Source organism: Halomonas alkalisoli (genome assembly GCF_021412585.1).
GTDB lineage: Bacteria > Pseudomonadota > Gammaproteobacteria > Pseudomonadales > Halomonadaceae > Halomonas > Halomonas alkalisoli.
In genome coordinates, this window is the sequence record NZ_JAKCMI010000027.1 from 203,044 (window position 1) to 217,730 (window position 14,687).

At 65.5% G+C, this 14,687-nt stretch carries 11 protein-coding genes; 7 read left to right on the forward strand and 4 right to left on the reverse strand.

Translation table 11 applies throughout. From position 1 onward, the window contains the following. Positions 1 to 3: 3 nt before the first annotated feature. Positions 4 to 2,619, forward strand: coding sequence for a putative bifunctional diguanylate cyclase/phosphodiesterase (locus LY622_RS12385; RefSeq protein ID WP_234291161.1), 2,616 nt, complete (start codon positions 4 to 6; stop codon positions 2,617 to 2,619). Positions 2,620 to 2,646: 27 nt separating this feature from the next. Here the strand turns inward: LY622_RS12385 and mnmC are convergent, their stop codons facing one another. Both mnmC and LY622_RS12395 read right to left on the reverse strand, forming a co-directional pair. Next, positions 2,647 to 4,659, reverse strand: coding sequence for a bifunctional tRNA (5-methylaminomethyl-2-thiouridine)(34)-methyltransferase MnmC2/FAD-dependent 5-carboxymethylaminomethyl-2-thiouridine(34) oxidoreductase MnmC1 (mnmC, locus tag LY622_RS12390; RefSeq protein ID WP_234291162.1), 2,013 nt, complete (start codon positions 4,657 to 4,659; stop codon positions 2,647 to 2,649). A gap of 226 nt (positions 4,660 to 4,885) precedes the next feature. After that, positions 4,886 to 5,185, reverse strand: a complete 300-nt coding sequence (locus LY622_RS12395) for a YciI family protein (protein WP_234278973.1) — start codon at positions 5,183 to 5,185, stop codon at positions 4,886 to 4,888. 125 nt (positions 5,186 to 5,310) lie between these two features. On the opposite strand from LY622_RS12395, the gene LY622_RS12400 reads away from it, so the two are divergent. Then, positions 5,311 to 6,255 (forward strand): PHP domain-containing protein, encoded by a 945-nt coding sequence (locus tag LY622_RS12400; protein WP_234291163.1) that lies wholly within the window; start codon positions 5,311 to 5,313, stop codon positions 6,253 to 6,255. Between the two features lie 101 nt (positions 6,256 to 6,356). After that, positions 6,357 to 6,980, forward strand: a complete 624-nt coding sequence (locus LY622_RS12405; protein WP_234291164.1) for an L-threonylcarbamoyladenylate synthase — start codon at positions 6,357 to 6,359, stop codon at positions 6,978 to 6,980. Between the two features lie 12 nt (positions 6,981 to 6,992). On the opposite strand, the gene LY622_RS12410 is transcribed toward LY622_RS12405, so the two are convergent. After that, complete coding sequence (locus tag LY622_RS12410; protein WP_234291165.1) at positions 6,993 to 7,874, reverse strand: ion transporter; 882 nt, start codon at positions 7,872 to 7,874, stop codon at positions 6,993 to 6,995. Continuing rightward, positions 7,871 to 8,752 carry a CYTH domain-containing protein gene (locus LY622_RS12415; RefSeq protein ID WP_234291166.1) on the reverse strand — a complete coding sequence of 294 codons (882 nt, stop codon included), beginning with the start codon at positions 8,750 to 8,752 and terminating at the stop codon, positions 7,871 to 7,873. Before LY622_RS12415 ends, LY622_RS12410 begins: the two co-directional genes overlap by 4 nt. Before the next feature lie 113 nt (positions 8,753 to 8,865). Here LY622_RS12415 and LY622_RS12420 point away from each other — a divergent pair, with 113 nt between their 5' ends. The 4 genes from LY622_RS12420 (at position 8,866) to LY622_RS12435 (ending at position 14,685) form a co-directional block, all read left to right on the forward strand. Next, the gene (locus LY622_RS12420; protein ID WP_234291167.1) at positions 8,866 to 9,546 is read left to right on the forward strand and encodes a TIGR00153 family protein; all 681 of its coding nucleotides are present in this window, start codon (positions 8,866 to 8,868) and stop codon (positions 9,544 to 9,546) included. A gap of 68 nt (positions 9,547 to 9,614) precedes the next feature. Beyond that, entirely contained in the window at positions 9,615 to 10,883 is a 1,269-nt protein-coding gene (locus tag LY622_RS12425; RefSeq protein WP_234291168.1) for an inorganic phosphate transporter, read from the forward strand. A gap of 115 nt (positions 10,884 to 10,998) precedes the next feature. Then, positions 10,999 to 12,312, forward strand: coding sequence for an amino-acid N-acetyltransferase (gene argA / locus LY622_RS12430; protein WP_234291169.1), 1,314 nt, complete (start codon positions 10,999 to 11,001; stop codon positions 12,310 to 12,312). An 879-nt stretch (positions 12,313 to 13,191) separates the two neighbouring features. Next, positions 13,192 to 14,685, forward strand: a complete 1,494-nt coding sequence (locus LY622_RS12435) for a sensor histidine kinase (RefSeq protein ID WP_234291170.1) — start codon at positions 13,192 to 13,194, stop codon at positions 14,683 to 14,685. Positions 14,686 to 14,687 lie beyond the last annotated feature (2 nt).

Here is a 14,687-nt window from a genome sequence, read left to right on the forward strand (position 1 = left end):
GCAATGCTGACCATGGCTCGATCGTTTCTCACCTCCCTGAGGACCCTCAAGGGGTTCGTGCTGATGGCCATCCTGTCGGCCTCGCTGGCGGTCTTCCTGGGGGTGACCCTGGTCGTCACGTTGCTTTACGAGGATATCCTGGCCCGTCAGGCCGAGCAGACCTCCGAGACCCTTGCTCGACAGAGCTTCAATGCCATGCTGCAGGTCATGCGCCAGGGCTGGAGTCGGGAGCAGATGGAAGCCTTCATCGAGGAGACCCGGAGTGCCCATGAGGGCTCCGGCTATCGCTTCGAATTCTATCGTGGCGACCGGGTCGCGGAGCGTTATGGCGAGGTCGAGCAGCCCGACATGGATATCGTCATTCTTTCTGCGCTGGCATCGGGCGGCGAGCGAGTGTGGCGGGAGGATGGCACGGTGCGGCGTATCATGCCGCTGATCGCCCGCTCCGACTGCCTGACCTGTCACCAGAACGCCGCCAGCGGCGACGTACTGGGCATCATCGACATCCAGCACGACATGGCCCCGATCAGTCGTGAGATGCGCCAGAACTACGTGGCGATGTTCATTGTCGCCTCCCTGTTGATCCTGCTGCTGGCGGTGGCTATCTCGACGCTCTTCGCCGGTCGCATCCGTGGCTCTCTGGATACCTTCCGCTCGCGCCTGGCGGCGGTCAACTCGGTGGAGGACTTCCGCCAGCTAGACATCAGTGATATCGATGTCCACTTCCACGAACTCAACAGTGCCTACCAGCACGTCAACGCCCTGGTTGGGCGGCTCAAGGACGTGGCCGTGGACAAGGACATCCTCGAGTTCGAGATTCGCCTACTCAGCAAGTTCATCATCACTTCTGAAGTAGTGCGCGACTGGCGCGAGTTCATCAAGGAGCTGCTGTCGGAGATCAATACCATCATGCCGGCCCACACCCTGGTGACGATATTCCAGGTGGAGGAGGAGGGCTACGAACTGGAGGTCTTCTGGTATCACGAAGTCGTGGCGGAAACCCGCGAGACCTTCGAACGGATTCTCACACAGCTGGTGGAAGCCAAGCCCCACGGCGTGGGGGCCACGGTGCTCAAAGTGATTCACCATACCGTTCACCCCTGTGGTGAAGGTGTTTCCTTGGCGGCGGAACTCACTGCCGAGGACATTCGGCTGCAGACCAAGTCGCTGTTACTGGAGGCACCCAAGATCGGTGGCATCGTGGGTATTGGCGTGCAGTCCGACCTGGCACAGGACCCGATCCGCCACATCGTCATCGACGGCATCCTGTCGACGCTGCTCAATCTGGTCGGCTCGGTCAAGGCGATCTACAAGTACACTCAGGATCTGGAGTTCTACGCCACCCGCGACCCGCTTACCCAGCTGCACAATCAGCGCATCTTCAAGGACATGCTGAGCTACGAGGTGGGCCGCTCAACCCGGCATCAGGACCGTTTCAGCCTGTTGATGCTCGATCTCGACAACTTCAAGCACGTCAACGACCGGCATGGCCATGCTTTCGGCGACCAGTTCTTGCGGGCCGTCGCCGACACGTTGATGGCATCGGTGCGTCCCGGTGACTTCCTGGCGCGCTACGGCGGCGACGAGTTCACCATCATCTTGCCCGAGACCGAGCAGCAGCAGGCGTATTCCGTGGGGCTACGGATCGCCGACAGCCTGACCAGCCAGGTACTGACCGCCCCCGATGGGTCAACAGTGAGGGCCACCACCTCGATCGGCATCGCTACCTATCCGAACCATGCAAGCAATCCCCATGACCTCTTCCTGATGGCCGACAACATGATGTACAAGGCCAAGCGTAAGGGGAAGAACTGCATCGCCCTGCCGGATAGCGAGGAGGTGGCGGCTGTCTTCCGCGAGGTGGGGGAGAAGAACCAGATGGTGCTCAGCGCACTGGAAGAGGAGCGCATCGTGCCCTACTTCCAGCCCATTGCCGACGTACGTACCGGCGAGGTGAACATCCACGAATTGCTGATGCGGATACAGGTCGGTGACAGTATCGTGCCGGCTGGCGAGTTCATCGATATCGCCGAAAGCATCGGCGTCATCCACAAGATGGATTATCTGCTGATCGAGAAGGCCTTCGCCCAGATCCATAAGCAGGGATACCAGGGCATGCTGTTCATCAATCTATCGCCCAAGTCACTGATCATCGGCGAGTTCATCGGCCATATCCACCAGTTGGCCATCGACTACGATATCTTGCCGGAGCGCATCGTCTTCGAGCTGACCGAGCGCGAGACCGTCAGCAACCTCAAGCTGCTGGAGAAGTTCGTACTCGACCTGAAACTCGAGGGCTTCAACTTCGCCATCGACGATTTCGGTTCGGGCTACTCCTCGTTCCGCTACCTCAAGCAGTTCCCCATCGATGTGATCAAGATCGAAGGGGAGTTCATTCGCAATATGCTCAGCGACGAGAAGTACATGGCCTTCGTCAAGAGTATCGTGACCCTGGCTCAGAGCCTGGGGGTCAGCACCATCGCCGAATTCATCGAAGACGAGGAGGTGCTGGCCGCCGTGGTGGAGCTGGGCATCGACTTCGGCCAGGGCTATCACCTGGGACGCCCGGCACCGCACTTCGCCAGCGTCAGCCGGCTCCGGGATATGACGCCGAACTGAGCCGTGGTCTCGTAGCCTGCAGCTCTGTCACGGCGCCAGCTTGCCCTGGATAAGGTCGCGGATGACGCGGCGACCCGGATGCAGGTGATCCACCAGCGGCCATTCCAGCGGCAGCGGCTCGTCGCAGATCCGCGAGGCGATCAGCTCGGCACACAGCGGCGCGCTGGCCAGGCCGCGGGAGCCGTGGGCGGCGCTGATCCACAGCCCCTGGTGGTGGCGCCCGGGAGTGTCCGGCACCCGAGTGGCATCCTTGGCCAGGGTGGCGTAGTCCTCGCGCCAGGCGGCGGCATCGGGCACCGGGCCGCAGTAGGGCGACTTGTCGGGGCTTGCCGCCCGCACGCCCACGCGGCCGGTGAGCCGCTCGGGCGACAGGTCGGCACCGGCCTCGCGTAGCGCCGCCACGAAGTGGGGCAGGCCCCGCTCCAGCTCCGCCAGGTTGGCGGCGTGGTCGGCCTCGCGCTCTGCCGGGTCGGTATCGCCGGGCCCGAAGGTGGCGCCGAAGTTGAGCACCCCATCCGCCGCCGGTGGCACATAGCCGCCGGCGCACACCACGCGGCCCAGCGCAGGGGCCCCTTCGGGCAGCGCCAGCTGGCTGACCTGGCCGCGTACCGGCTGCAGCGGCAGCGCCGATGACTGGTCGAACCTGGCAGCCTCGCTGGCGGTGGCGACCACCACCTGGTCGGCCTCGATGCGCTCGCCGCCGGCCAGGGTCAGCGTCCAGCCCGCCTCATCCCCCACCAGCTCCGTAACCTCGCCGCGGCGAAAGCCGATGCCGGGCGTCCTGGCCAGCTTCACACACAGTTCCAGCGGCTTGACCCAGGCGGCACCGGGGTAGTCCAGCGCAGGTGTGTCGATCCTGATGCCTGCGGCGGTGCTGGCCGCCTCGGCATCGAGCCCGCGCACCACGCTCTCCGGCAAGGGGTGGTTGTCCAGGAAGCGTGCCTGGCGCGCCTGCTCCTTCTCGCTCAGGGCCAGCTGCAGCACGCCACTGGGCTGCCACAGCGCCTGCTGCGGGTCGAGATTGGCCAGCCAGCGCCGGCTGTGGAGCAGGCCGGCCAGGTAAGTACGACTCTGCAGGTTGGTCTCCACGGCGAGCTTGACGTAGAGCGCCCCCTGCAGGTGAGTGGTGCCCAGCTCGGCCCGGTCGAAGCGGTCGATCAGCGTGACCGCGATGCCACGCCGAGCCAGGGCGGCGGCGGTACTGGCGCCGGCGATACCGGCACCGATCACCGCCACGTGGCGCGTCGGGCGTGGCGGCGGGGGAGTGAACCAGGGGGCAGGCTCCCGGCGGGTGTCGACGGGCGGCGAGGCGATCTCGCCGGCCAGCATTTCCCGCTTGCGCCCGATGCCCGGCACCTTGCGCCAGGCGAAGCCGACCTCGGCCAGCCCGCGCTTGACGACACCGGCACAGGTGAAGGTGGCGAAGGTCGCCCCGGGCCGGGAGCGTGCCGCCATGGCGGCGAACAGCTCGGGGCGCCACATCTCGGGGTTCTTCGACGGGGCGAAGCCGTCCAGGAACCAGGCGTCTATCCGGCCCTCGAGAAGCGCCAGGCGCTCGGCAGCGTCACCGAAGTGCAGGTCCAGCGTGACCCGCTCGTCGAGCCATAGCCGATGTACACCGGCCACCGGCTCGGGCCATTGGCGAATCAAGCGCTCGGTGCGTCCGGCCAGGTCCGGCCAGGCGGCCAGCGCCCGTCCCAGTTCGTCACGGCTCAGCGGGTAGCGCTCGGTGGACACCAGGTGCAGCCGTGCTTCGGCCGGGGCGTGGGCATCGAAGCAGGCCCAGGCGCAGAGCATGTTGAGTCCGGTACCGAAGCCCGTCTCGCCGATGACGAAGGGCCTGCCGGCGGGCCAGCCGGCGAAGCGGCGGGGCAGGTCGTTGCCGGCGAGGAAGACGTGCTCGGTTTCCGCACGGCCGTCGTGGCGGGAAAAATAGACGTCGCCAAACCGGGTCGACAGCGGGCCGGCTTCGCCGTCCTCGTTGGTCGCCCAGTCGAGGTGGGCGGTCTCGAGACCGGCAAGAGGGGGAAGGGTAGACACGGCATCTCCTGACAGAAACAAGCGGGCAGCGCGCCAGGCCTGGCCCGCGCTGCTCAATATGTGATCGATTTCATTTCAGCGGGCTGCCATGGGGGATAGCGGCAGGCATCCGCGGCGTTTCAACAGTGTTATCCACAGGAGCTGTGGGTAATGCGCTGTGGGTAAGCGCTGTGGATAGCACCGCCTCTGTACGTCAGGAGACGCTCATGTCGTTATTGGATGCGGGTCAGGGCAGCACTTTCTTGAACGGCTTGACGGTCACCTTGGCGTAGACGCCGGCGATCATGTAGGGGTCGGCGTCGGCCCAGGCCTTGGCCGTCTCGAGGCTGTCGAATTCGGCCACCACCAGGCTGCCGGTAAAACCGGCTTCGCCGGGGTCTTCGGCGTCTACGGCAGGGTGGGGGCCGACCAGCACCAGGCGACCTTCGTCCCGCAGCTTCTCCAGGCGTGCCAGGTGATCCGGGCGGGCGGCCAGCCGGCGTTCCAGGCTGTTCTTGACGTCTTCACTGATGATTGCGTAGAGCATCGCCGTGTTTCCTCGGTCATGCGCGGCGTGAGCCGCAGGTCTCCAACGGGGTGCTGACGTTGACCGGCTATCGTCGGGCGCGCACCATGGGGACCATTATTCTGACAAAGTCGCCCCTCTGCGTCATGCCCATGCTTCCATTACCTGCCAGTTTCTCGGGCGACCCCACGCCACTCGGGGTCGACCTTCATATGCATTCCACCGCATCCGATGGCGCCCTGGCGCCCGCCGACGTGGTCGCCCTGTGCGCCGAGCGCGGCGTTCGGCTGATGGCGCTCACCGATCATGACAGCATGGCCGGCATCGCCGAGGCCCAGGCGACGGCCGGCCGGCTGGCCGTTCGCCTGCTGCCGGGCACCGAACTCTCGACCCTATGGTCCGGCATCGGCATTCATGTGGTGGGCCTGCTGCCTCGGGGCGCCAGCGGTGCCCTGGCCGAGGGGCTGTTGGCACAGGCCGAAGCCCGGGAGAGCCGGGCCGTGGTGATCGGTCAGCGGCTCGAGAAGATCGGCCTGCCCAACGCCCTGGCCCGCGCCCGGGAGCTGGCCGGGCCGCACCGGCCGCTGGGGCGGCCCGATTTCGCTCGCGCACTGGTGGCGGCGGGCGTGGTGCCGGACATGGCGACCGCCTTCAAGAAACACCTGGGCAGTGGCAAGGCCGGCGACGTCAAGGCGCACTGGCCCGCCCTGGCCGAGGTCGTGGGCTGGATTCTCGAATCCGGCGGTGTCGCGGTGCTGGCGCATCCGCTGCGCCACGGGCTGACCCGCCGCAAGCGGGGGCTGTTGCTGGACGCCTTCGCCGAGGCCGGCGGCCAGGCGGCGGAGCTGGTCAGCGGCTTCCAGAACGCCGACGTGACCCGCGACCTGGCCCGGCAGCTCGCCGACCGTGGGCTCTTCGCCTCGGTGGGCAGCGACTTCCACTTCCCCGGCGGCCACCTGGCGCCGGGCAGCATGAGCCCGGTACCGCGTACCGCGGTGGCGCCGGTATGGACCCACCCCCGGATCGCGGCCTTCATCGAGGCTTCCCTTGGCGACGACGTCCCGCCCGGCGGCAGCATTGCCGCGCCGTGAAGTCGTGTCGTGAAGTCGCGCAGGGCCCGGTCGCAGGATAAACTGGCGGTTTGAACGATCGGGGGAAGCCCGCATTGAACGCAGACCAACAGGGAGTGACCATGAGCCAGTATTTCCAGCTGCACCCGGAGAACCCCCAGAAGCGTCTGATCGACCAGGCCATTCAGATCATTCGCGATGGCGGTGTCGTGGCCTATCCCACCGACTCCGGCTACGCCCTGGGCTGCCACCTGGGCGACAAGAAGGCCGTCGAGCGGATCAAGCGACTGCGTTCGCTGGACGACAAGCACAACTTCACCCTGGTGTGCTCCGACCTTTCCGAGATTGGTACCTACGCCAAGGTGGATAACGCCGTCTTCCGCCTGCTCAAGGCGCACACGCCCGGGGCCTATACCTTCATTCTCAACGCCACCAACGAAGTGCCGCGACTGCTGCTGCATCCCAAGCGGCGCTCCATCGGCGTACGTGTGCCGGACCATCGCATCACCCATGCGCTGCTCGACGCCCTGGGCGAGCCGCTGATGAGCGTGACCTTGATCCCGGTAGGCGAGGCGCTGCCGATGACCGATCCCGAAGAGATCCGGGACCGCTTCGGTAATCAGCTCGACCTGATCATCGATGGCGGCGCCTGCCAGCTGGAGGCCACCAGCGTCGTCGACCTGCGCGAGCTGCCGCCGACCATCGTGCGCGAGGGCCGTGGCGACCTGGAGCCGTTCAGGGTGTGACGGGCGGCGGAATCAGGTTCGCCGCTCGCCATCCGTCTCTGGCGCATTGGGGTCCTGCGTTTCTTCATCCAGCCAGGTGCCGCATTTCAGGCAATACCGGGCGCGTTTCTCGTGGCGGTCGTAGCCGCAGCCGGGGCAGGCCTGCTCGGAGTAGCGGTCCTCGCGTAACGAGCGGATCACCTGGGCCGAGAACACCCCGGTGGGTACGGCGATGATTGAATAGCCGGTGAGCATCAGTATGACCGTGATGGCCTGGCCTAGCGGCGTGGCAGGCACGATATCGCCGTAGCCCACCGTGGTCAGGCTGACGATGGCCCAGTAGATGGCGGTAGGAATGCTGGTGAACCCCGCCTCGGCGGACTCGATCACATACATCACCGAGGCGAAGATGGTGACCAGCATGAAGATGCTGAACAGGAACAGGAAGATCGGACGCGTGCTGCGCTTCAGGGCATCCAGCAGCAGCTGCGCTTCACCGACGAACTGCATCAGCCTCAGCACGCGAAAGATGCGCAATATCCGCAGCAGGCGCACCACCACCAGGGTCTGGGTGCCGGGGACCAGCAGCAGCAGCCAGGTGGGCAGCACGGCGATGACGTCGACGACACCATAGAAGCTCCTCAGGTAGCGCAGCGGTTTGTCGAGAATATAGATGCGTATGAGGAGTTCGACGGTGAAGGCGATGGTGAAGCCCCACTCCAGCCAGTAGAAGAGGTCGCCATAGGCGGCGTGCCAGCCCTCCACGCTATCCAGCATCACGACCAGTACGCTGGCCAGGATCACTGCCATCAGGGCGATATCGAAGCCCTTGGCCAGCGGGGTGTCCGACTCGAAGATGATCTGGAACAGGCGGGTGCGCAGGCCGCCGCCGGCGGGCTGGAGAGGTTCGTTCACGGTGAGGCTCCTTCGGTGCTATCGAGTCGACGAGCAAGGCGCAGGGCGGCCTGGCCGAAGGCAGGGGTCAGCCAGCCGGGGCCGGCCAGGGCCGCGGCGAGTTCGGCGGCGTCGCCCTTGGCGGTGTCATCGGCGGCCAGCCGCTGCATGGCCTCGGCGGCTATCGGGCGCCAGGCGTCATCCCGGGTGTCGGCCAGGGCGTCCAGCGCCATGATGGCACGGTGCAGGCAGCCGGTGGGTGTGTCGCCCTCGGGTAGCGTCCATTGACCACTCAGCAGGGCGCCGCCACGGGCGGCCTTGCTGGCATCGGCGGGGCGCAGCGGGATCGTCTCGGCCAAGGCCAGCGCCAGGTCCCATAGTGCCGCGGGGTCGCCCGTCTTGAGCTCCAGTTCCAGCTCGCGGATCGGCACGACACGGCCGGCAGCGCGAATCTCGCCCTGGTCGAGTGCCACCTCGATGGTGGCCCCGGCGTGGTCGAGCAGCCAGAGCCGGCGCTCGAAGTCCGTGGTGAAGCGCGCCTCCAGTCGCTCGAGCACGTCGGTGCCGAGCTCGGCCATGGGCGGCAGGGCGGCGAGTCCTTGCCGGTCCAGCGCTCCCTCATTCAGCGCGCCCCCTGCCACCGGCCACTCCCATTCGCCGCGCCGGCTCAGGCCGCCGCCGACTTCGCCGCTTGTCTTCAGGGTCTGTACCCAGGCGTCGTCGCATCGGCGCAGCCGCAGGGCCATCCTGGCGGCTTCGAGCTCACCCCGGGGCGTGTCGAAGTAGGTATTGGCGAGCCGCTGCGTCGCTTCCGGCTGGCCTTGCAGCAGCGGGTGGCGGCAGAGTCGTTCGGGACCGTCCCGGCCCAGTGCCAGCTTCATTTCGACCTCTTGGCTCATGTCGCACACTCCTTGTTCACGCCGTCGTCGGGTGGCTGGTGTAATTTTTTCATGACGTAACAGCTTGCCAGTCTTTATACTGGCGCCGCCATTTCACAAGCGCATGATACGCCATGGTAAAGCCCAATCCGTTTTCCGCGATGTTCGGCCGCTCGCCGTTCCAGCCGCTGCTGGCCCACATCGTCAAGGCCAGCGAGTGTGCCGAGCAGCTGCTTCCCTTCTTCGAAGCCAGCCTGAATGGAGACTGGGAGGAGGCCGCCCGGATCCGCGAGGAAGTCACCCGGCTCGAGCACGAGGCTGACACCCTCAAGACCGAGCTGCGCCTCAACCTGCCCAACACGCTATTCCTGCCCGTCTCGCGAAGCGATCTGCTCGACCTGATCACCGTCCAGGACAAGATCGCCAACAAGGTGCGCGATATCACCGGCATCATGCTGGGTCGCAAGATGCAGGTGCCCGCCGAGCTGGCCCAGCCCATGCGCGACTACATGCGCACCGCCGTGGCCTGTGTCGCCCAGGCCCGGCAGGCCCTGGAAGAGCTGGAGGACCTGCTGGAATCCGGTTTCGGCCGCCACGTCACCGACGTGATGCAGAACCTGATCCGTGAGCTGCACATCCTCGAACAGCAGGCCGACACCCAGCAGGTGGCCATTCGCCGCAGACTCTTCGAGCTCGAAGACCGACTCAAGCCGGTGGACGTGGTCTTTCTGTACAAGATCATCGACTGGGTAGGTGAACTCTCCGATCGTGCCGAGCGCGTCGGCAGCCGCCTGCAGATACTCACTGCTCGATAGGGCATCGTCCTGTCCGGCAATCCCGGGCTGATGTCTCCTCTCTGACAGCCACATAGGAACCACCCCCTATGTCGATCATTGCGCAGCACGGTGAAATCTTCATCATCCTTGCCTGCCTCTTCGGTTTCTTCATGGCCTGGGGCGTCGGCGCCAACGATGTCGCCAATGCCATGGGCACCTCGGTGGGGTCCAAGGCGATCACCATCAAGCAGGCGATCATCATCGCCGTGATCTTCGAATTCCTCGGTGCCTGGCTGGCCGGTGGCGAGGTAACCGCGACCATTCGCGGCGGTATCATCGACCCGGACCTGCTGCAGGCCAACCCCCAGCTGCTGGTCTATGGCATGCTCTCGGCGCTGCTGGCGGCGGCCATCTGGCTGCTGATCGCCTCGGCCAAGGGCTGGCCGGTCTCCACCACCCACTCCATCGTCGGCGCCATCGTCGGCTTCGGCGCGGTGGGGCTGGGCATGGAGGCGGTGGCCTGGAACCGGGTCGGCACCATCGCCTCGAGCTGGGTCATCTCGCCACTGCTGGCGGGAACCATCGCCTTCGTGCTGTTCAAGTCGGTGCAGTACCTGATCTTCGAGGCCCGCGACCCCTTCGTCGCCGCCAAGCGCACCGTGCCGTTCTATATCTTCCTGGTCGGCTTCATCGTCTCCATGGTGACCCTGACCAAGGGCCTGACTCATGTGGGCCTCAACTTCACCTTCGGCCAGAGCCTGCTGTTATCGGTGCTGCTGGGGGTCGGGGTCATGGGCATTGGCATCGTTCTGGAGAACCGGGTCAAGGGCGAGCGTCGCGCCGACGATCAATTCGGCTATGACAACGTCGAGCGGGTCTTCGGTGTGCTGATGATCTTCACCGCCTGTGCCATGGCCTTCGCCCACGGTTCCAACGACGTAGCCAACGCCGTGGGGCCGCTGGCCGCGGTAATCAGCGTGGTGCGCAGCGACGGCGTCATCGATGCGTCGGCGCTGGTGCCCTGGTGGGTGCTGGTGCTGGGTGGCGGCGGTATCGTGGCGGGCCTGGTCACCTATGGCCACAAGGTCATCGCCACCGTGGGCACCGGTATCACCGAGCTGACGCCCAGCCGAGGCTTTGCCGCCACCCTGGCGGCCGCCACCACCGTGGTGCTGGCTTCGGGCACCGGGCTGCCGATCTCCACCACCCACACCCTGGTGGGGGCGGTGCTCGGGGTGGGCCTGGCCCGCGGCATGGCGGCCCTCAACATGCGGGTGATCGGCACCATCGTCATGTCCTGGCTGATCACGCTGCCGGCCGGCGCCGGCCTCGCCATCATGTTCTTCTTCCTGTTCAAGGCGGTCTTCGGCGGCTGATGCCCGCTGAGTGACTCGGCGAGACGGTGGCAGGCTAGGCTGCCGCCGTTTTCGCGGCTCTGATATAGTCGAAGATGATTGCACCCTCCCTTCCACCTGCTGCCGGAGAGCGGCCTTGGATACTCGTTTCCCCTTCGTCGACTGGTTCCGTAACTCATCGCCCTATATCAATGCACACCGAGGGCGAACCTTCGTGATTCTGATCGAGGGCGAAGCCATGGCGCGCGGGCGAGGCGAGCAGTTGATCCAGGACCTGGCGCTGCTGCATACGCTGGGCGTGCGCCTGGTCGTGGTGTTCGGCATCCGGCCCCAGGTACAGCTGGCCCTGGACGAGGCCGGCATCGAACCGCTGCGCCACGATGGCCGCTGGGTGGCGGATGCCGCCATCATGCAATGCGTCCAGCGTGTCGCCGCCGAGCAGCGGCTGTGGCTGGAGGCGCGGCTCTCCCTGGGGTTGCCCAATACACCGCTGCACGGCGTCGAGCTGACGGCGGTTTCCGGCAACCTGGTGATGGCCAAGCCGCTGGGTGTGCGCGAAGGCATCGACTTCGACCACAGCGGCGAGGTGCGCCGGGTGCGTACCTCCGCCGTCCAGGGCCTGCTTGATCGCGGCTCCCTGGTGCTGTTGCCGCCGCTGGGCTTCTCCAGCACCGGCGAGGTCTTCGACCTGGATGCCTCCGAAGTGGCGCAGCATGCTGCCATGGCGCTGGGCGCCGACAAGCTGATCCTGCTGGGCGAGGCCGACGGCCTCTACGACGAGAGCGGCGCGCTGCAGCGACAGCTCACCCCCGGCGAGGCGGAGCCCTTGCTGGCGCAGTCCGTGCCTGGCAGCGAAGCGGCACGCCACCTGGCGGCGGCCTGCGCTGCCGCTCGCCACGGCGTGGCACGTACCCACCTGTTGTCATGGCACAACCATGACGCCCTATTGGGTGAGCTCTTCACCCGAGACGGCGTGGGTACCATGATCACCCAGCACCGCTACGAGCAACTGCGTCCCGCGGAGCTGGGTGACATCGGTGGCCTGCTGGAGCTGCTCGAACCGCTGGAGCACCACGGCATGCTGGTGCCACGCTCCCGCGAGCGCCTGGAGCACGAGATCGACGACTACCTGGTAATCGAGCGCGACGGCATGATCATCGGCTGTGCCGCGCTGCACTGCTTCGGCGAGGCCGAGATGGGCGAACTGGCCTGTGTGGCGATCCATGTGGACTACCGTGGCGGTGCCCGCGGCACGCTCCTGCTCGCCGGCGTGGAGCGTCGTGCGCGTCGGCTCGGGCTCACGTCGCTGTTCGTGCTCACTACCCATACCGCCCACTGGTTCGTCGATCACGGTTTCCGCCCCTCCGATATCGAGGCGCTGCCACCGCTGAAGCGCGACACCTACAACCACGCCCGCAAGTCGAAGATTCTCGTCAAATCCCTCGCCTGAACGTCACCATCGCCGCACCGGCAAGCCCCGCCGGCTGCGGCGCTGTCGCCACTGGGCTACGCTGGCCGAAAAACTGTCTCTAAAAAGCTACGCCGTAACCGTATGATTATCATGGCTATTTACATTGCGGTGATTTCGGTGTCGCTGATTGGTGACAGAAAGGGGGGTGCTAACCTCCATTTCCGACGGTTATCTTGGCCCGCTGCGCTCACGCTTCTTATTTCACCGTCTCAAATTATTGATTTTATAGGTTTTGCAGGATTCCTGGCACGGCTCTAGCAATGTGCAGGGTGAGCAACGGAAGTGGTTCAAACGGCTCGAACCACTTTTGATCATCGGGAAGCTCGGGTACCACCCCCCATGCCCTGTGCACCCGGGCCAAACGATGATCAGCGTCTGCTCCGCGATGTGTAACTTAGGTTGCGATGAGACGGGTACCGCCAGTAAGGCACGGAATGGTACCAGAAGGGCAAGGAAGCCCCGGCAAGGATGCCTCATCCCCCTCGGGGGATCGAACAGCACGGCATCGCTGGCGATACGATTCGCGGCGGTGGCGACATGGAAAACGAAGCCGGGCGGTTCGCCGCCCACCCGTACCGGACGCTCCTGGTGGCCAAGGGTCGGTACGGTGCTTCGGAGCCCTCGGGCTCATGGAAAGTATGGACATGGCTCGACCAGGCGATCGATGCCCATATTTTTCAATCCCTTCAGTTCCCTGCGTACTTGGGCCGGCCATGCCGGCCTCTTTTTTTTCATACCCTTGTGATACCAAGGGGGAGACGCACCGAGGACTGGCCAGGCGCGGTTAGAGCGTGGAATCTGTTATCCTGCAGGCATGAACCAATGTTGGTCCCCTCTCTACTGAATAGAACACTGGTCATGACCAAACGGGTCTCGCGCCGTTGGCGCCCGCGCTCCCTGCCGCAGCTGGTGCTGCTGGCATTTTTAGTAGTGATGTTGCCGCTGGGTGTAGTGATGTTCCAGGCTGGGCAGGCGCTCTCGGAGCTGTCACGCCTGGCCGATGTCAGTGCCCGTCAGGCCATCGAGGAAACACGCCGTGCGCGCCAGCTCAGCAGCCTTGCCCTGGAGATGGAGCGTAGTGCGCGTCAGTACGCTGTGGTGGAGCAGGAGAGCCTGCTCGATATCTATGCCGAGCGTCACGCCGAGTTCGATGAGCTGCTCGCCCAGCAGCGTCGCCTGCTGCCCGGCAACAGCGACGTCCAGGCACTGGAAGAGCAGCTGCTGCTGCTTTCGCAACTGCCGGAGCTGGAGCCCGAGGCGCTGGATGTCTGGCTGTCCCTGTTCGGGCCTTTCGCCCAGCACACCGATGCCATGCGTCAGGCAACCAATCAGCATATCGACGATCGCATCGAGATGATCCGGGCTCAGGCCGTGGCCGTTCAGTCCCGGCTGTGGCTACAGACCGGTGCGCTGGTGTCGGCCAGCCTGACGCTGATGCTGCTGTTCAGCTGGCTGATCATCCGCCCGGTGCGCCAGCTCGAGCGACGCATCCTGGGCATCGGCAGCGGTGTCGACGGCGCCGAGGCCGAGGATATCCAGGGCCCGGCGGAACTGGTCCAACTGGGCGACCGGCTCGACTGGCTGTCGACCCGGCTGAACGACCTGGAGGCCCAGAAGCAGCAGTTCCTGCGTCATATGTCCCACGAACTCAAGACCCCCCTGGCCAGCGTGCGCGAAGGCTCCGCCCTGCTCACCGACGGGGTGGCCGGCGAGCTCAGCCCGCGACAGCGCGAGATCCTCTCGCTGATCGACAGCAGTGGCCGCGAGCTGCAGCGACTGATCGAGCAACTGCTCGATTACAACCTGCTGCAGCACAACCAGCGAGTTGCCCTGGCGCAAGTTGACGTGGCGACACTGGTGATGACCACCCTCACCAAGCACCGCCTGGCGCTGGAGCAGAAGCGCATGCGGGTGACGGCCTTCGACGGACCGCTGGAGTGGGTGATCGATCCCACTGCCGTGGGACGCATTCTCGACAACCTGGTGTCGAACGCCATCGCCTATGGCCACGACGGTGGCGATCTTCTGATTCGCGCCCATGCCGGCCATGAGCGGCTGGTACTGGATGTGGCCAACAGCGGTGAGCCCATCGCCGAGGTGGATCAGCCCAGGCTATTCGAGCCCTTCTACCAGGGGCGTTCCCGACGCAAGGGACCGCTCAAGGGGTCCGGCATCGGACTCTCGGTGGCAGCGGATTGTGCCCGTCTGCACAATGGCCGTCTCCAGCTGGTTGAGGATCGGGAACTGGAGGTGTGCTTTCGGTTGACGCTGCCGCGCCAGTCGGTGCCTCTCTCCAGCAGCGATAATAATAGGAAGCCCCTGGAAGCGGGCATGGACGCAAGGAGCGACTGACC

Excerpts from the sequence above, each read along its gene's own strand:
- LY622_RS12385 (WP_234291161.1), top strand. The coding sequence starts at position 4 with ATGCTGACCATGGCTCGATCGTTTCTCACCTCCCTGAGGACCCTCAAG.
- LY622_RS12395 (WP_234278973.1), bottom strand. The coding sequence starts at position 5,185 with ATGCTCTACGCAATCATCAGTGAAGACGTCAAGAACAGCCTGGAACGC.
- LY622_RS12400 (WP_234291163.1), top strand. The coding sequence starts at position 5,311 with ATGCCCATGCTTCCATTACCTGCCAGTTTCTCGGGCGACCCCACGCCA.
- LY622_RS12405 (WP_234291164.1), top strand. The coding sequence starts at position 6,357 with ATGAGCCAGTATTTCCAGCTGCACCCGGAGAACCCCCAGAAGCGTCTG.
- LY622_RS12415 (WP_234291166.1), bottom strand. The coding sequence starts at position 8,752 with ATGAGCCAAGAGGTCGAAATGAAGCTGGCACTGGGCCGGGACGGTCCC.
- LY622_RS12420 (WP_234291167.1), top strand. The coding sequence starts at position 8,866 with ATGGTAAAGCCCAATCCGTTTTCCGCGATGTTCGGCCGCTCGCCGTTC.
- LY622_RS12425 (WP_234291168.1), top strand. The coding sequence starts at position 9,615 with ATGTCGATCATTGCGCAGCACGGTGAAATCTTCATCATCCTTGCCTGC.
- LY622_RS12435 (WP_234291170.1), top strand. The coding sequence starts at position 13,192 with ATGACCAAACGGGTCTCGCGCCGTTGGCGCCCGCGCTCCCTGCCGCAG.